The sequence below is a fragment of the Thalassospira lucentensis genome (assembly GCF_032921865.1).
Classification (GTDB): Bacteria; Pseudomonadota; Alphaproteobacteria; order Rhodospirillales; family Thalassospiraceae; genus Thalassospira; species Thalassospira lucentensis_A.
Genome location: NZ_CP136684.1, coordinates 3,178,368 through 3,196,841 on the forward strand (window position 1 = coordinate 3,178,368; position 18,474 = coordinate 3,196,841).

The 18,474-nt window shown below is 56.9% G+C and carries 15 protein-coding genes; 8 read left to right on the top strand and 7 right to left on the bottom strand.

Going from position 1 to position 18,474, the window contains the following annotated elements; translation table 11 throughout:
* Nucleotides 1-276: 276 nt before the first annotated feature.
* Nucleotides 277-1,632: a sigma-54 dependent transcriptional regulator gene (locus tag R1T41_RS15430; protein ID WP_317337718.1), complete on the bottom strand. Its 1,356-nt coding sequence runs from the start codon at nucleotides 1,630-1,632 to the stop codon at nucleotides 277-279.
* 28 nt (nucleotides 1,633-1,660) lie between these two features.
* Nucleotides 1,661-3,700, bottom strand: coding sequence for an ATP-binding protein (locus R1T41_RS15435; RefSeq protein ID WP_317337719.1), 2,040 nt, complete (start codon nucleotides 3,698-3,700; stop codon nucleotides 1,661-1,663).
* A 204-nt stretch (nucleotides 3,701-3,904) separates the two neighbouring features.
* Here R1T41_RS15435 and R1T41_RS15440 point away from each other — a divergent pair, with 204 nt between their 5' ends.
* Complete coding sequence (locus tag R1T41_RS15440; protein ID WP_317337720.1) at nucleotides 3,905-4,900, top strand: mitochondrial fission ELM1 family protein; 996 nt, start codon at nucleotides 3,905-3,907, stop codon at nucleotides 4,898-4,900.
* A 13-nt stretch (nucleotides 4,901-4,913) separates the two neighbouring features.
* Here R1T41_RS15440 and R1T41_RS15445 read toward each other — a convergent pair whose 3' ends face one another.
* Entirely contained in the window at nucleotides 4,914-5,837 is a 924-nt protein-coding gene (locus tag R1T41_RS15445; protein WP_097051447.1) for a LysR family transcriptional regulator, read from the bottom strand.
* A gap of 160 nt (nucleotides 5,838-5,997) precedes the next feature.
* Here R1T41_RS15445 and R1T41_RS15450 point away from each other — a divergent pair, with 160 nt between their 5' ends.
* The 3 genes from R1T41_RS15450 to R1T41_RS15460 all read left to right on the top strand — a co-directional run bounded on the left by R1T41_RS15450 (nucleotide 5,998) and on the right by R1T41_RS15460 (nucleotide 9,133).
* Nucleotides 5,998-7,179 carry an MFS transporter gene (locus R1T41_RS15450; RefSeq protein ID WP_317337721.1) on the top strand — a complete coding sequence of 394 codons (1,182 nt, stop codon included), beginning with the start codon at nucleotides 5,998-6,000 and terminating at the stop codon, nucleotides 7,177-7,179.
* A 117-nt stretch (nucleotides 7,180-7,296) separates the two neighbouring features.
* Nucleotides 7,297-8,232, top strand: a complete 936-nt coding sequence (locus tag R1T41_RS15455; RefSeq protein ID WP_317337722.1) for a DMT family transporter — start codon at nucleotides 7,297-7,299, stop codon at nucleotides 8,230-8,232.
* A gap of 76 nt (nucleotides 8,233-8,308) precedes the next feature.
* Nucleotides 8,309-9,133 (top strand): aldo/keto reductase, encoded by an 825-nt coding sequence (locus tag R1T41_RS15460; protein WP_317337723.1) that lies wholly within the window; start codon nucleotides 8,309-8,311, stop codon nucleotides 9,131-9,133.
* Between the two features lie 1,036 nt (nucleotides 9,134-10,169).
* Here R1T41_RS15460 and hemN read toward each other — a convergent pair.
* From hemN to R1T41_RS15475, 3 genes are all read right to left on the bottom strand, one after another.
* The gene (hemN, locus tag R1T41_RS15465) at nucleotides 10,170-11,525 is read right to left on the bottom strand and encodes an oxygen-independent coproporphyrinogen III oxidase (RefSeq protein WP_317337724.1); all 1,356 of its coding nucleotides are present in this window, start codon (nucleotides 11,523-11,525) and stop codon (nucleotides 10,170-10,172) included.
* A 92-nt stretch (nucleotides 11,526-11,617) separates the two neighbouring features.
* Nucleotides 11,618-12,046 (bottom strand): HIT domain-containing protein, encoded by a 429-nt coding sequence (locus R1T41_RS15470; protein WP_062960117.1) that lies wholly within the window; start codon nucleotides 12,044-12,046, stop codon nucleotides 11,618-11,620.
* A 182-nt stretch (nucleotides 12,047-12,228) separates the two neighbouring features.
* Nucleotides 12,229-13,251, bottom strand: a complete 1,023-nt coding sequence (locus R1T41_RS15475) for an NAD-dependent epimerase/dehydratase family protein (RefSeq protein ID WP_317337725.1) — start codon at nucleotides 13,249-13,251, stop codon at nucleotides 12,229-12,231.
* Nucleotides 13,252-13,342: 91 nt separating this feature from the next.
* Between R1T41_RS15475 and R1T41_RS15480 the strand changes: the two genes are divergently transcribed.
* Both R1T41_RS15480 and R1T41_RS15485 read left to right on the top strand, forming a co-directional pair.
* Entirely contained in the window at nucleotides 13,343-14,281 is a 939-nt protein-coding gene (locus R1T41_RS15480; protein WP_317337726.1) for a LysR family transcriptional regulator, read from the top strand.
* Between the two features lie 71 nt (nucleotides 14,282-14,352).
* Complete coding sequence (locus tag R1T41_RS15485) at nucleotides 14,353-15,711, top strand: NAD(P)/FAD-dependent oxidoreductase (RefSeq protein ID WP_317337727.1); 1,359 nt, start codon at nucleotides 14,353-14,355, stop codon at nucleotides 15,709-15,711.
* Between the two features lie 17 nt (nucleotides 15,712-15,728).
* Here the strand turns inward: R1T41_RS15485 and R1T41_RS15490 are convergent, their stop codons facing one another.
* Nucleotides 15,729-16,430 carry an FMN-dependent NADH-azoreductase gene (locus R1T41_RS15490; protein WP_317337728.1) on the bottom strand — a complete coding sequence of 234 codons (702 nt, stop codon included), beginning with the start codon at nucleotides 16,428-16,430 and terminating at the stop codon, nucleotides 15,729-15,731.
* A 130-nt stretch (nucleotides 16,431-16,560) separates the two neighbouring features.
* Here R1T41_RS15490 and gcvA point away from each other — a divergent pair, with 130 nt between their 5' ends.
* Entirely contained in the window at nucleotides 16,561-17,451 is an 891-nt protein-coding gene (gcvA, locus tag R1T41_RS15495; RefSeq protein WP_317337729.1) for a transcriptional regulator GcvA, read from the top strand.
* Nucleotides 17,452-17,547: 96 nt separating this feature from the next.
* Nucleotides 17,548-18,330 carry a 2-oxo-tetronate isomerase gene (gene otnI, locus R1T41_RS15500; RefSeq protein WP_317337730.1) on the top strand — a complete coding sequence of 261 codons (783 nt, stop codon included), beginning with the start codon at nucleotides 17,548-17,550 and terminating at the stop codon, nucleotides 18,328-18,330.
* The last annotated feature ends 144 nt before the right edge of the window (nucleotides 18,331-18,474 follow it).

Genomic DNA, 18,474 nt, shown 5'->3' on the forward strand with positions numbered 1-18,474 from the left:
GTAATATCAGCGGTTTGCGGTGTATTTCACGATGGTGCGGTGCAGCGTAAGTTCTTATTTTTGTTGTCTTTCCCGCACATCCCTCTTTCGCAATGTGCGGTCTTCCGCACAATATCTCAAGTTGAAAATGCAATTTTTTTATCGATTACGGGATTTTGGGCGCAATCAGGGTCTGCCATTGGTAGGACCAATACCAAAACCGTCCGGAAAAGCGGTTCCCGGCCGGTGACGTTGGTCAGCCATGATCGACGCCTAAGGGCACATTGCCAAGTGGTGTCAGCCGTCCGATTTATTGCGGAATTCAGCCGGGACGATGCCGTATTTGGCAAGTTTGTCATAGAAGGTTTTGCGCGGGACACCCAGCGCATTGACCGTCGCAGTGACATGGCCGCCATGCTGGCGCAGGGCCTCGCAAATCACGCCTTTTTCAAAGGCTTCGACCTGTTGGGGCAGCGACAGGACATTTTCGATTGTCTGTGCGCTGTCACCGGCAAACGGATCAAGGCCCAGCACCCGGCGTTCAGCGGCATTGCGCAATTCGCGCACATTGCCTGGCCAGTCATGGGCCGTCAGGCGGGCGATTTCGGTACCGTTCAACGGGGCAAATTCCCGGCCAAACCGTCCTTGCGCCTCTTTCATGAAATGCTGGAACAGAAGGGGGATGTCATCCTTTCGATCACGCAATGGCGGAATGTGAAGTTGGACGACATTCAGGCGGTAATACAAATCTTCGCGGAATGCCCCGCGTGATGATGCCTCGCGCAGGTCAATCTTGGTTGCGGCAACCACACGCAAATCAATCGGTTGCAACTTGTTCGATCCCAATCGTTCCAGCGCGCGTTCCTGTAGCACACGCAGCAGCTTGACCTGCAGGGACAACGGCATGCTTTCGATTTCATCCAGGAACATGGTGCCCTTGTCGGCAAATTCGAATTTGCCGATGCGCTTGTTTTCAGCCCCGGTAAAGGCACCTGCTTCGTGGCCGAAAAGTTCGGATTCAATCAGGTTTTCAGGCATTGCCCCGCAATTGACCGCGACAAACTGCCCGGGGCGGCCTGATGCCTCGTGCAGGGTGCGCGCAACCACTTCTTTGCCCGCACCTGTTTCGCCATTGATCAGGACATGGGCATCGGTCGCGGCGATATTGCCAATCAGCGTGCGCAGCTTTTCCATGGCAGGCGTTCGACCGATCAGGCCCGATACTTCCTTGCTGTGGCGGGCCAGTTCGGCCTTGAGCGTCCTGTTTTCAAGAACCAACTGCCGATGGGCCATGGCCCGGCGTGCAACATCGATGAAATGGTCCGGATCGAACGGTTTTTCGATGAAATCAAACGCGCCTTCGCGCATGGCACGCACCGCAGTGGCAACGTCGCCATGCCCGGTGACAAGGATCACCGGCATTTCCGGTTCGGTTTTACGGATCTGGGACAGCAATTCCATGCCATCCATGCGTGGCATGCGGATATCGGTAATCAGGATTCCGGGCCAGCCGCGGCGAATGCGTTCCAGCGCCGAACCGGCGTCGCTGTGGCATTCGACAGGGATGTCGGCAAGCTCCAGCGTTTGCTGTGCGGCTTCCCGCACATCTTCGTCGTCATCGACAAACAGAACGCAATGGGCCGAGTTATTCAAATGCCTTCCCCTTTTAATCCGTTCCGGATCACGGGGCGATCATACGATGTACCAGCAGATCCGTTTCCACGCCTTCTGTTTCGGCGGTTTGGCCGGATGTTGTATCAGGCATCGGCGATGACGTCGAGGTTGATGTGCCGTCATGCCCGGTCATCTGTTCGACACATCGCAATTCAATTGTGAAACAGGCCCCGCCCGTCGGGCGGTTTTCCGCACGTATCGTGCCGCCAAAGCTGCGCATGATGCCATAACAGATCGAAAGCCCAAGCCCCAGCCCGTCGCCAAACGGTTTGGTGGTAAAGAAGGGGTCGAACAGTTTGGGCAGGTTTTCGGGCAGGATACCGGGGCCGTTATCGGTAATCGCGACCAGAACGCGGCCATCCTTTTCTTCCAGCATAATCCCGATTTGCGGGAATTCCTCATCCCGGCAGGCATCGGCGGCGTTGCTCAGGATATTGAGGAAAACCTGTTCGAGCTGGTTTTCCTCGGCGGTCACCAGTGCGATGTTTTCAGTTGCCTGATACCGGATATCGGCCAGTCCGGCCCGCCCGGTTTCGCGCAAAAGGTCAATCGCCTTTTCCAGTGGACCGGCAAGGGCAACGGGGTGCGTGTCGTGTTTGGGGCGGCGGGCAAAAGTTTTCAGATGGTTGGTGATCCGGCCCATGCGTTCGGTCAGTTCGGAAATCCGGCCCAGATTGCGACTGGCGGTTTCATCATTGCCGCGCGCAATGAATTTCAACGCATTTTCGGCATAGCTTCGAATGGCGGTCAGCGGCTGATTGATTTCATGTGCGATGCCTGCCGACATCTGGCCAAGGGCGGCAAGTTTGCCTGCCTGCACCAGTTCGGCCTGTGCCGTGCGCAGCGCGTCCTCTGTCCGGCGGCGTTCGCTTATTTCCTCGGCAAGGCGCAGGTTGGAGCTCATGAGGTCGGCGGTGCGAAGCCGTACCTGACGTTCCAGTTCGCGTTGCGACCAGTCACGAATTTCGATTTGTTCAAGCATCGCGCGGCGGCGCTGCAGCAGAACAAATATCGTTCCCATGATGATGATATGCATCGCCCCGCCAATGAAACCGGCGGTCAGGATCGACTGATCCAGAACCGCCTTGTCGGTCAGCAGGTATATGTTCCAGCCCTGTTTGGGCAGGGGGCTTCGGATTACCAGATAGGGTTTGGCATCTTTTGGGGCTTTTTCCGCGGCTTCCGCTTCTGCATTTGTGGTGGCGGGCTGACCTGACTGCAGGGCTTCGGGCGTTATGACCTGTGCCGGGGCAAGGGACAGGATACCGATCCCGTCATTGCCGGGCCATTCGCCCTGGTGAACCGGCATCGGGTCCAGGGGATATTCACCGTATTTGCGCGACAGCATCAATGCCGGGCGGTCTTCGGGGGAGATGCCAATCAGATCGCGGAACCGCCATTCGGGGCGGGATGTAATGATGACAATGCCGTTTTCATCGGTCACCAGAACGTTTTCATTCCCACGCGCCCAGCGTTGCACCAGTGTTTCCAGATGGGTTTTCACCACCATTACACCTTCGAATTCCGTGCCGTTCGGGCGCACCGGATGCGATATGTAATAGCCCGGCACATTTGACGTGATGCCAAATGCAAAATAGTGACCGGTCAGTCCGGCTTCGGCCTGTTTGAAATAGGGGCGAAACGCGAAATTACGCCCGACAAAGGATGCGTCGCTGTTCCAGTTGCTGGCTGCAATTGTCGTCCCGTTGCGATCCATGAAATAGATGTCGGATGCGCCACTGTCGGCGGCGAGTTTTTCCAGATAGACATTGACCTCGGCCGCGTCTGACGGGCTGGAATGCAGGGCAAGGTCGATGATGCGTTTGTCACTGGCAAGCGTGATCGGAAGATATTCGTGTTCCTTGATCGCGCCCTGAAGGTTGGAACGGTAAAGTTCCAGCTTGTTGCGGCCGTCCTCGGTGATTTCGACAAGACGGGTTTCGCGCCACAGTTCCGTGGTCAGCCAGACGGTAACAGGCAGCAATATCAGCATGCCGGCCAAAACCAGCCGTGCGCTTCGCTTTGCGGATATTGATGTCTTGAGCATTTCCCGTCGGACCGTTTTTCAGATTATGCCAATGTATTATGATGACATATTGGTAACAAAGCATAGCCGAAAAAGGCTGCGCGCGTCAGGTGCTTGATAAAAGTGCGGACTGTCTGTACCAATCAGAAAGTGACTGGCGCCCGCGTTGACCAGCACTTCCTGCCTGCACGGGAAATCAATAGTCCGACAAGGATGCGACCCTGAATGACCGATGATGATGCACACCTGATCTGGGTTCTGGCCGATGATCGCGCCGGAAACGTCAATCAGGCCGTCGGCGTGGCAGAAGCACTGGCCCAGCCCTTCAAGCGGATCGATATCGGTTATACCAATCTGGCGCGCCTGCCCAATGTTATCCGCCGCGCCAGCCTTTTGGGGGTGGATATCGCGTCGCGCGCGCGTCTTGTCGCGCCCTGGCCCGATCTGGTGATTGCCGCAGGGCGGCGGACCGCACCGATTGCGCGCTGGATCAAAAAGCAAAGCAACGGCCATACACGGATTTGCCAGATCATGCGTCCGGACGGGGGCGAGGGGGCGTTTGACCTGATTGCCGTTCCCGCCCATGACCGGATGGCGGCACGTGACAATGTTCTGGAAATTCCCGGCGCCCCGCACCGCGTGACCGAAACGCGCCTTCTGATCGAAGCCGATACCTGGCGCCCGCATTTCAAGGGACTGCCAAAGCCACATATCGCCCTGATCATTGGCGGCAGCACCAAGGCCACGGTTTTCACAGCCAGCATGGCGCGTGAACTGGCCGGGCGGGCGATTGAGGCCACAAAGGCGATAGATGGCAGCCTGCTTGTCACGACGAGCCGCCGCACCGGGCAGGAAAACGAGGCGATCATTGCAGAAATGCTGAGCGCATCTGGTGTGCCCTATCACCTGCATGACTGGAACGCGAAGGCGGAAAATCCGTATTTCGGCTATCTGGCGCTGGCGGATATCCTGATTGTTACGGGTGACTCGGTTTCAATGTGTTGCGAGGCCTCAGCCGCACCAGGCGGGGTTTATATCTATGCCCCCGATGGTATCGCAAACCCGCGCCATCAGCTTTTGCATCAGGCATTGTATGATGGTGATTATGCCCGACCGTTGTTGCCAAATACCGAAATCGTACCGTTCAAACATCCGTCCCTGCAACCGGCCCGCATGGTGGCACAGCGCTGCCTTGAATTGCTGAGCGCGCCGGTTTCTTAAGCCGCTTTAATCGTTACGGAATTCGGATGCCGTTTCCGTACGGGTCGATATGATTAACCAGAAAATCGATAAAGGCCCGGATGCGCGCGGCAAGATGTTCATGCCCGGCAAAGATCGCATGGATCAGCTGTTCTTCGTTCGGGTTCCAGTCCGGCAGGATTTCAACCAGCGTTCCGGCCTTGAGATCACCCTGGACATGGAACCGGCCAAGCCGCGCCATGCCCAGCCCCGAAAGGCAAAGGCGGCGCATGGCCGCGCCGCTGTCGCACTGGAAGTTTCCGGTGATCGTCCGGCCAATCCGTTCTCCGGTTTCGGGATTGATGAACGGCCATTCACTCATCGGGACGGGAAAGTTAAATCGCAGGCAGTTATGATCCACGAGATCATCCGGGTGGCGGGGCAGGCCGCGTTTGGCAATATATTCTGGTGATGCCACGATGGTGCGGCTGCTTTCGACCAGTTTGCGGGCCTTTAACGATGAGTCGGGCAATGATCCGGACCGGATGGCGATATCGGCCCGTTCTTCAAGCAAATCAATGATCCCGTCGGTCAGGGAAAAATCCAGTTCGACCTCGGGATAGCGTTCAAGAAAGGCCGGGATCAGCGGCTGAACATACATCACACCAAACGCGATGGAGGCATTGACGCGCAATCGGCCACGCGGAGCGGCCTTGCCGCCACTGGCGACCGCACGTTCGGCATCGTCAATTTCATCAAGGACACGCTGGGCGCGGACCAGATACATTTCGCCTTCGGGTGTTAACTGCAATCCGCGTGTGGATCGCACCAGAAGTCGGGTCGCCAGCCGGTCCTCGATCCGTGTCACCAGCTTGCTGACAGCCGATGGTGACAGATGCAGTTTTCGCCCGGCTTCGGAAAAGCTTCTTAGTTCGGCCACCCGGATGAAGACTTCCATTTCCCCTGCGCGATTATCCAACTGATCCTCCGGCTTTGAATTCAATTCAAAAGCATTTGTCGCGCAATCCGGATTATCGTGCAAGCATTCCATCGGCATAGTGGGCGGCAACGAACGGGGCGGGATGCCCCACCAACCATTTGTGCCCGCAGACGCACCGCGCGCGGGCCGGAGAATTGAAATGCCCCTTGCTTTATTTGCGTTGACGATCGCGGCCTATGCGATCGGCACGACGGAGTTTGTCGTCGTCGGCCTTTTGCCGACCGTGGCAAACGATCTTTCGGTGACCCTGCCGATGGCCGGGTTGATTGTCAGTGTCTATGCCCTTGGCGTTACGTTCGGTGCGCCGGTTTTAACTGCCCTGACCGGGCGCATGCACCGCAAGACCCTGATGCTGGGGTTGATGGCTTTGTTTGTGGTCGGCAACAGTGCCGCCGCACTTAGCCCGACCTATGAAATGCTTCTGGTTGCGCGGGTGATTTCGGCCTTTGCGCATGGTGTTTTCTTCTCGATCGGGGCGACGATTGCCGCCGATCTGGTGCCGGAAAACCGCCGGGCATCAGCGATTGCCATGATGTTCATGGGGCTGACGGTTGCGATTGTAACCGGCGTGCCGCTGGGAACTTTCATCGGTCAGATGCTGGGATGGCGTGCGACTTTCTGGGGTGTTTCGCTTCTTGGCGTGATTGCCTTTGTCGGGATTGCGGTTTTGCTGCCCTCGAACCTTAGCCGGGCGGAGCCCGCACGCCTGATTGATCAGGTGCGCGTGCTTGGCAGTGGGCGGTTGTTGCTGGTGTTTGGCATGACGGCGTTTGGTTATGGCGGCACGTTCGTCACCTTTACCTATCTGTCCGCCGTGCTTCAGGATATTACGGGGTTCAGTGAGTCCAGTGTCAGTCTGATCCTTGTGTTCTATGGGCTTGCGATTGCGGTTGGCAACCTTGCCGGTGGGCGTGTTGCGGACCGGAACCCGGTCCGGGCGCTGACCATCCTGTTTGCCTTGCAGGCCGTCACACTTGTGATCTTTACCTTTACCGCTGTGTCGCCGGTCCTTGCGGTTATCACGCTGGCCGCCCTTGGTTTCCTGCAATTTGCCAATGTTCCGGGGCTTCAGCTTTATGTCGTGCAACTGGCAAAGCTGCACCGTCCGGGCGGGGTGGATGTTGCATCCGCGCTGAATATCGCGGCCTTTAACCTTGGTATTGCGATCGGGGCGTGGGTTGGCGGGATTGTCGTGTCCTCGTCGCTTGGTCTGTCGGCAACGCCGTGGGTTGCGGCCCTTCTGGTCGCGTTTGCGGTTGGTCTGACCATGATCAGCGGTGTGCTGGACCGCCGGTCCGATAACGTCCTTCAGACCGCATAACCGATATCGGGGTTGCCACGTCCTGTGCACCGGATGTGGCACCCTTTGCCGGAAAGGCTTGTTTTAATGGTCTTTCTGGCGTTTTCTGATTGTTCGCCCCACAAAACCGGTTTTGATATGTCCTTATCGACTGCGCTGCCTGCTGCCGTTCCTGAACATTTCCCCCGCCAGATTGCGGTTCTGATCCTTGTTGTTGTTGCCTGTTCCTTTGCCGGGAACCATGTGGCGGCAAGGCTGGCGTTTGAAAACGGTACCGGGTTGCTTCTGGCGATCCTGTGCCGGTCGGGTGTGGCATTGGCGATCCTGATCACGCTTGTGATCTGGCAACGCCAGACGATCCGGCTGCCGGTCGGGACGCGCAAATGGCAATTGCTGCTGGGGCTTCTGGTCACGATCCAAAGCCTGTGCCTGTATTCGGCGGTGGCGCGTATTCCGGTCGCACTTGCACTTCTGACGGCCAACAGTTTCCCGATCATTCTGGCGTTGCTAACCTGGGCGTTGGGCGGGGCGCGACCGACATTGAAATCGGCGGCCCTGATGCTGTTCATCCTGTCGGGGCTTGTGCTGGCGCTTGATGTGCCAGGTGTTCTGGCGATGGATGGTGATGTTGGTGCGAACTGGTGGCAGGGGATTGGTTTTGCGCTGGGGGCGGCAATGTCCTTTGCCGTCGCCCTTTGGGTGACCGATCACAAATTATCGGCTTTGCGCGGATCGGTGCGCAGCATGTTCACCATGGTGATCGTGTTTGCATCGATGATCATTGCCGGTTTTGCCGAACTGGTGCCGGGCGGGATGGCATTGCCATCCGCAACACCGGGCTGGCTTGGGCTTGGTGCATTGGTACTGCTTTATGGTGGTGCCTTTTCCGTCCTGTTTATCTCGGTGCCGCGGCTGAATATGGCGCGCAATGCGCCGGTGATGAATATGGAACCGATTGCCACCCTGCTGTTTGGCTGGGTGGTGCTGGAACAGATGATCAGCCCGGCCCAGATGCTGGGCGGGTTGGTCGTGATTACCGGGATTGTCATCCTGACGGTGCGCAAATCGGCCTGAGTGCCGGAATTATCGGAACCTTCGGGTTTGGCAGCCGTTGCGAAGACAGTCGCGACATTTCCAATGAGGAATTCAGATGTTTGATGTATCTGCAAATGGTGCGGTGATTCCCGCCCTTGGCTTTGGCACGTTTCGCATGCCCGAAGCCGACGTTCTGCGTATCGTTCCGAAGGCGATCCAAACCGGCTTTCGCCATATCGATACGGCCCAGATTTACGACAATGAAGCCGCGGTAGGGCAGGCGATCCTTGATAGCGGTGTTCCGCGCAAGGACATCTTCCTGACCACCAAGGTCTGGGTCAGCAATTACGGGCATGATGCCTTTATCAAGTCGGTCGATGAAAGCCTTGAAAAGCTTAAAACCGATTATGTCGATCTGTTGCTTTTGCATTGGCCGAACAAGGATGTGTCGCTTGCCGATCAGATTGGTGCGCTTAACGAGGTGCACAAGGCTGGCAAGGTGCGCCATATCGGGGTCAGCAATTTCAACATCGCCCTGATGGATGAAGCCGTTGCCCTGTCGGATGCGCCGCTTGTGACCAATCAGGTCGAATATCATCCGTTCATTGATCAGACCAAGGTGATGGATGAGGCGCGCAAGCATGGCATGGCGCTGACCGCCTATTATGCGATGGCCGATGGCAAGGTGCTTGATAACGCAGAGCTTGGCGAGATCGCCAAATCGCATGACAGGTCGGTCGCACAGGTGGTTCTGCGCTGGCTGTTACAGCAGAATGATGTCATCGCCCTTTCGAAAACCGCAACCGAAAGCCGGGTCGCGGAAAACTTCGACATCTTTGATTTCGAACTGAGCGGCGAGGAAATGCAGGCCATTCATGGTCTGGCCGATAAAAACGGCCGGATCGTCAGCCCCGACGGGCTGGCACCCGATTGGGACTGATCCCGCTTTCAGCAAACGACAGGGCCGGCGAAACAGATTTTCCCAACTAAGATATTGAGAAATATATCCTTTCTGTCGTGGTGAGCTTTCGTTGGGAACTTTTTCCGGGTTTTTGGAATAAAGTTCTTGATTTGTTCTTTTTCTTGTGGCATAAAGATAAAGTCAACAGGACAAATGGGTCCGGAGACAAAACCCGCAAAGCGTGATTCGCTTTTGCGGGTTTTTTGCGTTTCGGGTGGCAAAAGCAGGAATGAGACGATGGCAGGGCAACGATCTGAGATGACATGGCGGGGTTGGTATCGCCGAAGGGACGTTACCGGCGCATGGAAAAGTCATTACGGCGATGGTGCGTCCGGGCCGTGAGGCCGTCGGAAATTTACGAAAAACGGGTGTTTATCATGACGGGAGAGATGTGCCCTTGGGGCAAGGGTGTTTGTTCGGGGCAGGGATAGCCGGGGCGAGGCGAAGTTGGTTCGGTCCAGCTCAGTCCAATCCGGGGCCAGCCCGGTCGGTGAAGTCTGGCAATGCCGAGGATCAGCAGGCCCGAATTGCGTCTGCACTGGATCGGCTGCCTGAATTGGCTGGCTTGGCCCGGCGATGGGGCCGATGGTGCATTCCGAGATGTCGAAAGGCCGGTCATCAATGGCGGGATTTGTGCCTGCCATGCGGCAACGCTGTGGCCCTTGGGGCGAGGTGCGTTTGCGGTGTCCATCGAAAGCCCGAGGTGCTTGTTCGGGACAACCGGGACTGGGGCGAGGCCGGTCTGGTGCAATCCGGTTCAGTTCCTTTCTGTCCTGTCCGTCCAGCCCACCCGGTCGGTGGCGTTTGGTGATGTCGAGGGGCAGCAGAGCTGGTTGGCTGGATTGGCTTGGGGATGGATCAAAATCGTCATTCCGGGCAGAGCAGAGCGCAGACCCGGAATCCATGCCCGATTGAAAGAGACTGGATTCCCGCCTTCGCGGGAATGACGATGAGGTTGGGAATGACAATCGGATTGGGAGGGCTTTGTCAGCAATCTATCCGGCCCTCCTGTGGTTTAGACCGCCTGTGAGTGCCGTCCGTGGGCGTGATCAAGATAGGTGTCAAACGCCGCACACACCGCACGGACGAGCGGTCGGCCGCTTTCGGTAAGGTGGATGTGTGTGCCGTTAACTTCGACAATGCCATCCTGCGTCATGGCGCGGACCCGCTCGATCTCCCAGGTGAAACGGTCGGCGGAAATGCCGTGATCGGCGCAGATGGCGGCGACGTCGACCGTCAGGTTGCACATCAGTTCATTGATGATGTCGCGCCGGATGCGGTCCTCGTTACTGACCGCAATGCCCTTTTCAATGCCGCATTCGCCGGCCTCGACCGCGCGTTGCCAGCGGGCAAGAGCCGGGTCGTTCTGGGCATAGCCCTGCGGCAGGGATGAAATGGCCGAGGGGCCAAAACCGATCAATGCTTCGGCGCGGTCGGTGGTGTAGCCCTGAAAGTTCCGGTGCAAAAGGCCGCTTTTCTGCGCGATGGCCATGGCGTCGTCATCGCGGGCGAAATGGTCAAGGCCGATGGCGCTGTAACCATGCGAGGTCAGCCGGGTCTGGATGGCTTCGTATTGCGCCCAGCGTGCAGCGGTGTCGGGCAGGGCTTCGGTCGGGATCAGGTTCTGGTGCTTTTTCATCCATGGCACATGGGCATAACCGAATACCGACAGGCGGTCGGGGTTCAGCGTAACCGTCTGATCAACGGTTTCGATGATGCTATCCACGGTCTGGAACGGCAGGCCATACATCAGATCGACATTGATGCCCGAAATCCTGTGCGCACGCAGGCGGGCAATGACATCTTCGACCAGCTCAAACGATTGCACGCGGTTGACCGCACGTTGCACAAACGGGTTGAAGTCCTGAATGCCGATGCTGGCACGGGTAAAGCCGCATTCGGCCATGATATCGATAAATTCCGGTGTGGCCGTGCGCGGATCCATTTCAAGGGCGACTTCGGCATCGTCAAGGATATCGATGCGATCGGTCAGGTCGGCCATGATCGCGGACAGGTCTTCGGGTTTCAGTGCCGTCGGGCTGCCGCCGCCAAAATGAATGTGCGAAACCTTGAAACGATGCGCGGGGTCAAGCTTTGACAGCAGGCTTGCGATTTCAGCCCGAAGGGCGACAACAAAATTGCCGACGGGGTCATATTGTTTGGTGATTTTGGTGTTGCAGCCGCAGAACCAGCACATTTCCCGACACCACGGAATATGCAGATAAAGCGATAAGGGTTGTGCGGGATCAAGGTCACCCAGCCAGCTTTCGAAAACCCTGCCATTCACCGACGCACTGAAATGCGGAGCGGTCGGATAGCTGGTATAGCGCGGTAGACGCAGGTCGTATTTTTCGTAAAGGGCGAGTTGCATGACGGACATCCCGAAAATTCGTTCTGTCCGTCTTTTGCATTATTCCAAATTCATCTTCCTTGATATGCGTCAAGGAGCGGCAAAGCGGGAAATTACAGATGCTTGAAGGCCGAAATCAGATCGGCGCGCAGGATCGCCAGCCGTTCATTGCCGGTTTCCTCGTCATAAGGTTCGGCCTTGCCGACACCCCAGATCGGGCCGGGCCATGCGGCATCATTTTTGAACCGGGCGACGACGTGGCAATGCAGTTGCGGAACCATGTTGCCCAGCATCGCGACATTGGTTTTATGTGCGTCGAAGCGACGTTTCAGCGTTGCTGAAACGGCGGCGCATTCATCGCCCAGCAATTTGCGTTCATCCGCGCTCAGGTCGTCATAATCGACCAGATTGGCGCGTTTGGGGACCAAAATCAGCCAGGGATAGCGGGCGTCATTCATCAGCAGCACGTGCGATAGCGGGCCATCGGTCACGATGGAGGTGTCGGCGGCAAGCTGTGGATGGAGCTGGAATTTTTCGGTCATGGGAGCCTCGTGGGTGGCATCTGTCAGAAGGGACGAAAAAGGATAATCAGTTATACATAGTAACCTATCCTTTTGTCGCGATTTCAAGGCGTGCATGCCGATTGTTTTCTGTCTGACTGGTCGATTTGCTTTTTGCAGGAGCCCGGCGGGCCTGTCGGGGCGCAGGAGGCTATCTTTGTCTTTTATGTCGACAGGTGTTCAGAGGGCAGGCTGGATTTCGGGTTTTCGATTTCCATACAGCCGAGCATGCGTAATGTTCTGGTGATCGCGATATCAAGATCGGTATGTGGCTCGGATCCAAGAAATGACACCAGATTCTGATTGTTCAAGCGGATCGGTTGCTGCCACAGATAATGCAATTCCGTCGCTTCGCGGAAGAACGGCACAAAGAATTTAGCAAGTTTCATTAAATTCCATGGCAGTGCCGCGACCCTTGCGCTTTGTTGTCCGCTGACGCGGCGAATGGCGTTGATCATTTGCTGCCCGTCATGGTCCCAGTATCCCGCCATGTGAAAACGTGCAAAATCGTCAAGTTCGGTTTCGTGACATAGCAACTGCGCCATGGTTTCAGCAACATCAGGTAAGTAGGCCCATTGATGGCCAATCCCGGATTTGCCTGGATAGGTGATTTTGGTCACCGGCGTTGCGGGTTTGACAAGACACTGAGAAAACCAGTTATTGCGTGCTGTTGGCCCAAAAAAGTCGCCAGCGCGGACGATCAGGGCTTTGGCCCCGTAATCACATGCAGCTTTCAGCCGTTCTTCAATCGCGACACGGATTGCACCCTTGCGGGTTATCGGGTTTTGCGGGCTGTTTTCGCCGGGTTCCGGCAATGCATCGGGACCGTAATTATAAATGGTGCCCGGAAGAACAATGCGGGCTTTGTTAACAGTGGCCGCGGCAATCGTGTTGTCAATCATCGGCAGAACCAGCTTGTCCCAGTCGCGATAGCCGGGCGGATTGACGGCATGGACAATCACATCCACATCGCGGGCCGCATTCATAACGTCGTCATGATTAAGAGCGTCACCGATGCGCCAGTCACATTGCGATGCATTTCCATAAATGGCATCCGCAGGTGCGGGGCTGCGGGCCAGAACGCGAATTGTCCAGTGTCGGCGCAGTAACGCCAATGCGATCTCTGCGCCGATGCCGCCGGTTGCGCCAAGGATCAATGCTGTTTTTCCGGTCTCGGTATTGTTCATTGGAACCTCCTGATGGGAACTGGCATCAGGATATGGCGGGAAGAGAATAAACAGTATTCTATAAAGATGTTTGCATGATATACATTTATGTATGGATAAGCCTGACCCGGACTGGAGCCATTATCGCAGTTTCCTTGCCGTGCTGGAGGAGGGATCTCTTTCGGCCGCCGCCCGTGCACTTGGCTTGACCCAGCCGACATTGGGGCGCCATATCGACGAATTGCAATATCGTCTTGGATTGTCCCTGTTTACCCGGTCGCAATCGGGATTGGCGCCGACAGATGCGGCAATTGCCCTTCGTCCGCATGCCGAAGCCCTGAAAGCAGCCACAGCCGCGATCCGGCGTGCCGCCAGTGGTGTCGGGACCGGCATTCGTGGATCGGTGCGTATTACAGCCAGTGAAGTAATCGGTGTTGAGGTTTTACCGTCGATCCTGCGAAGGCTCCGGGAGAGTTATCCTGATCTGGAAATTGAACTTGTGCTGTCCAATCGGGTGGAAAATCTGCTGCGGCGTGATTCCGACATTGCGGTCCGTATGGTTGCGCCATCCCAAGACGCATTGATAGCCAAGCGGATCGGCGATATTCACCTCGGCCTTTTTGCGCATGCCGACTATCTTGAACGCCGCGCCATGCCGCAGCGGCCGGCTGATCTGGCCGGACATGATCTGATCGGGGTTGATACCATTACACCTGATGTTCGCAGCATGCTTGAACGGCTATCCGGGTTTGCCGACAATATCTTTCATCTTCGGTCTGATAATCATCTGGCGCAGCTTGCCATGGTTCGAAATGGTCTTGGCATCGGTTTGTGCCAAATTGGTCTGGCGCGCAGGAATGATCGTCTGGTGCGGGTTCTGGCCGATTTTTCTGTGCCGTTGGACACATGGGTAACGATGCATGAAGACCTTCGCGACAGTTTGCGGTGCCGGGTTGTGTTTGATGTGCTGGTTGCAGGGATGAAGGAATATTGGCAGGAAAGCCGATCCGGTTTGCCCGCCTCTGATCAAAAAATTGTTCGGCATGAATAACTTGCAATAATTACCGTTCCTGCCTAGCTAGAGCCGGGGTCGGACAAATGCATGACAGGAGCATGACCGGCATGACGGACAAGAAGCGGGTGGTAATTGTGGGTGCGGGTTTCGGGGGCATGAGTGCCGCCAAGAAACTTGCGGGCAAGGATGATGTTGACGTCATCCTGATCGACAAGCGCAATCATCATCTGTTTCAGCCGCTGTTGTATCAGGTGGCGACGGCCGACCTGTCACCCGCCGAAATCGCCTGGCCGATCCGCAGTATTTTCAGCCGCTATCCCAATGTTTCCGTCTTCATGGGCGAGGTCACCGGGCTTGATTTGCCGGGGCGGCGGATCATCGCGGGGGATCGCGACCTTTCATATGATTATCTGGTGATCGCGACCGGGGCGGTGACATCCTATTTCGGGAATGATCACTGGGCGATGGTCGCACCGGGCCTTAAAAACATTACCGAGGCGACCGATATCCGCAAAAGCCTGCTTCTGGCGTTTGAACGCGCGGAAAACAGCGAAGATGCGGAAGAACGGCGTCGGTTGCTGAACTTTGTTGTGGTTGGTGGTGGGCCGACCGGGGTCGAGATGGCCGGGGCGATTGCCGAACTTGCCAAGCAGGCATTATCCCATGATTTCCGCCGGATCGATCCGCGTGATGCACGCATCATCCTTGCCGAGGGTGGCCCCAGATTGCTGGGCGCATTCCCGGAGGATCTATCGGACTATACCCGAAAATCGCTTGAAAAAATCGGGGTCGAGGTCCGGGTCAATCAGCAGGTTTCCGACATTACCGCGATGGGTGCGCAGATTGGCGATGAGTTTATTCCGAGCGCCAATGTGATCTGGGGTGCGGGGGTCCGGGTTGATCATCTGGCCGACTGGACCGGGCGGGAATGTGATCGGGGTGGCCGGGTTATGGTCAATACCGATCTGTCGGTGCCGGGTTATGAGGATGTTTTTGTCATCGGTGATGCGGCGCATGTGCCGTGGCGCGATGGCATGACGGTGCCGGGGATTGCCCCGGCGGCCAAGCAGCAGGGCAAATATGTTGGCGGGCGTATTCTTGATCATATGGCAAACCGCGAAACGCCCCCATTTACCTATCGCCATGCCGGAAATCTGGCGACGATTGGCCGTCATCGGGCGGTGATTGACCTGAACGGGTTGAAGCTGCGCGGCTGGCTGGCGTGGTGGTTCTGGGGGCTTGCGCATATCTATTTTCTGATCGGTTTGCGTGCGCCGGCGCTCGTGATGGTGCAGTGGGTCTGGAGTTATCTGTTCCGCAAAAAAGGCGCGCGTCTGATCACCGGGCTGATGTCGGGCGAGGTGTCGGATCAGGCAAGTCCCGCCCAAAGCGCAGCATCAAGCCCGGGGCAGAAAAACGACAAGAACACCACCGGGGGAAGGAGGGGGCGATCCATTCCCCGGTGATGGTGCCATCAGGCTTTTCAGGCCGTCATGGCGATATCGGAAACCTGCGTATGGCGTGCCTGTAGTTGCATGACGATATCGGTGACCTTTGCCTCGGCATCGGCGATGGATTTCTGGGTGCGTTCATCGCCGAATTCGTCATATTCGATGGCGGTGCTGTGCTGATCGGTGATGCCGATATATTCCAGCGGGGCGAAGACGCCGCCTTCGACATGGTTAAGATGGGCAACACGTCCACCCGGATCATATCCGAAATCGCCGCGCGAGGATAAGACCACCACCGATTTGCCACCGGTCAGCATCGGCCAGTACGGTTCGCCATCGCGCGACCGGTCAAAGCCGAAGGTGACGCCGACGCGGACGATGTTTTCGATCCATGCCTTCATCTGGGCGGGCATGCCGAAATTATACATCGGCACCCCGGCAACAATCACATCGGCACGCAGCAATTCGGCAAGCAGTTCGTCGCTTTCGGCCAGAACCTGATGCATCCAGTCTTCGCGCTGGGCCGGTTTGGTGAAGGCCGCATGGACCCAGTCACCGGTCACCGGATTGGGGGGATTGGCCCCGACATCGCGATAGATGATTTCGTCATCCGGACGGGTGGCGCGCCATTGTTCGATGAATTTGGCGGTAAGGCGGCGGGAGTGGGAGCCATGGGCGCGCGTGTCGGATCGGCCGGGGCGCGCACTGCTGTCGATATGAAGAATGGTTGTCATGGGGCACCTTTGATCGTTAGTGATGATCTTTGTTCATCTGTTTCGATTTGCGTTGCCCAATATTTGACTTGGATACAGGTTTTGATCAAAATCGAATATCTCAGCCAGTAGATGAATTGAGTTCATCCATATGCCCTTGCCCCCGCTTGCGACCCTGCGCGCCTTTGAAGCCGCCGCCCGGCACCTTAGTTTCAAGCGGGCGGCGTCCGAACTTGCCGTTACCCCGACCGCGATCAGCCATCAGGTGCGGTTGCTTGAAGAAACTCTTGGTGTGCGATTGTTTGACCGCAAGCCAAGGCAGGTGACACTGACCGCCGCCGGGCAGGAGCTTTATCCCACATTGCGCGATGGCTTTGCCGGTTTTGCCGTTGCCATTGATCGGGTCAAGGCGCGCAAGCAGCAGCGCAGCCTGACGGTGTCGGTGCTGGCGTCGTTTGCGGCCAAATGGCTGTTGCCGCGCCTTGGCGGTTTTCAGGCAGCACATCCCGATATCCATCTGCGGCTGCATACTTCGGCCGAGGTGGTTGACCTTAATTCCGGGATGGCTGATGCCGCCGTTCGATATGGACGGGGGCCTTTTGCCGGGATGGTGGTGCAAACCCTGTTTGCCGACCGGTTCGCGCCGGTTTGCAGCCCGATGTTGAATATCCAGACCCCCAAAGACCTGCGCGGGCAGACCTTTTTGCATCTGGAATGGCTGCGCCCGGACGAGGCAACGCCGACTTGGGCCCGGTGGTGCAAGCTGGCCGGGTTGGACGATGTCGATTTATCAAGTGGGCTTAGTTTCAGTGACGATACCCATGCCATTCAGGCGGCCATCGCAGGGCAGGGCGTTGTACTGGCCAGTTCGGAAATGGTGCGTTCGGAAATCGCCGCCGGGCTTCTGGTGCAGCCATTCCGCCCGGTGATGGAAGGGCATCATTATCATCTGATCCATACCGGCAAGAGTGCCAATATCAAGGAAATCGAGGCATTCGGTGCGTGGCTTGCGGACGAAATTGCCAAAGATGGTGCCGTGTGATGAAGGTGTCCGGGATGCCGTCCTGCTTTGGCATTGACGCGGCGGCGGTGATGCGAAACCATGACGACCCGAACCCATGCTCCGATCAGGTGTCCAATGCCCCGTTTCAGCGCCAATCTTTCATTCCTGTTTGCCGATCTGCCATTTGAAAAACGTTTCGCGGCGGCGGCAGCGGCCGGGTTTGGCGGGGTCGAATATGTCGGCGCCTATGACATGCCGATGGCAAGCGTCAAATCGCTGCTGAGCGACAATGGGCTTGAACAGGTTTTGTTCAATATGCCGACCGGCGATTGGGAAAAGGGCGAACGCGGGCTTGCCTGCCGACCGGGGCGCGAGGATGCGTTTCGCGATTCCGTGGTCAGGGCGCTTGATTACGCGGCCGCGACCGGATGCCAGATGGTGCATTGCATGGCGGGTGTGATGGGCAAGGGCGAGGATGCCGGGGAACTGGCGCGGCTTTATTGCGACAATCTGCTTTATGCCGCCGATCTGGCCGAACAGGCCGGTGTCAAAATCCTGATCGAGCCGATCAATCCGATTGATATGCCGGGTTATCTGCTTAATTCCGTCGAACAGGCCGCCGTGATCCTTGATCAGCTTGATCATCCCAATCTGGCACTGCAATTCGATATTTACCATGCGCAGATTGTCGGCGGGAATATTGCGGCCCGTCTGGACAAGCATCTGGACAAAACCGCCCATATCCAGATTGCCGGTGTGCCGGGACGGCACGAACCCGATAGCGGCGAGCTTAATTACCCGTTCCTGTTCTATATGCTGGATCGGGTCGGGTATGACGGCTGGATCGGCTGCGAATACAAGCCGCATGGCAATACCGATGCCGGTCTTGACTGGATCCGCCCGTGGATGCCGAAGTGATAGAGTATTTCAGGTGTTGAACAAAGGGTCTTTCAATACGGCGTCTTTGATGGCCTCCAAATTGCCGTTGAAGCGTTTTAAAATTGGCTTTGGAGGAGGGTTCCAAGGCTGCCCAGCCAAAGACATTGCTTTGCAGTTTTTGAC

Excerpts from the sequence above, each read along its gene's own strand:
- R1T41_RS15435 (WP_317337719.1), bottom strand. The coding sequence starts at position 3,700 with ATGCTCAAGACATCAATATCCGCAAAGCGAAGCGCACGGCTGGTTTTG.
- R1T41_RS15440 (WP_317337720.1), top strand. The coding sequence starts at position 3,905 with ATGACCGATGATGATGCACACCTGATCTGGGTTCTGGCCGATGATCGC.
- R1T41_RS15450 (WP_317337721.1), top strand. The coding sequence starts at position 5,998 with ATGCCCCTTGCTTTATTTGCGTTGACGATCGCGGCCTATGCGATCGGC.
- R1T41_RS15455 (WP_317337722.1), top strand. The coding sequence starts at position 7,297 with ATGTCCTTATCGACTGCGCTGCCTGCTGCCGTTCCTGAACATTTCCCC.
- R1T41_RS15460 (WP_317337723.1), top strand. The coding sequence starts at position 8,309 with ATGTTTGATGTATCTGCAAATGGTGCGGTGATTCCCGCCCTTGGCTTT.
- hemN (WP_317337724.1), bottom strand. The coding sequence starts at position 11,525 with ATGCAACTCGCCCTTTACGAAAAATACGACCTGCGTCTACCGCGCTAT.
- R1T41_RS15470 (WP_062960117.1), bottom strand. The coding sequence starts at position 12,046 with ATGACCGAAAAATTCCAGCTCCATCCACAGCTTGCCGCCGACACCTCC.
- R1T41_RS15475 (WP_317337725.1), bottom strand. The coding sequence starts at position 13,251 with ATGAACAATACCGAGACCGGAAAAACAGCATTGATCCTTGGCGCAACC.
- R1T41_RS15480 (WP_317337726.1), top strand. The coding sequence starts at position 13,343 with ATGGATAAGCCTGACCCGGACTGGAGCCATTATCGCAGTTTCCTTGCC.
- R1T41_RS15485 (WP_317337727.1), top strand. The coding sequence starts at position 14,353 with ATGACGGACAAGAAGCGGGTGGTAATTGTGGGTGCGGGTTTCGGGGGC.
- R1T41_RS15490 (WP_317337728.1), bottom strand. The coding sequence starts at position 16,430 with ATGACAACCATTCTTCATATCGACAGCAGTGCGCGCCCCGGCCGATCC.
- gcvA (WP_317337729.1), top strand. The coding sequence starts at position 16,561 with ATGCCCTTGCCCCCGCTTGCGACCCTGCGCGCCTTTGAAGCCGCCGCC.
- otnI (WP_317337730.1), top strand. The coding sequence starts at position 17,548 with ATGCCCCGTTTCAGCGCCAATCTTTCATTCCTGTTTGCCGATCTGCCA.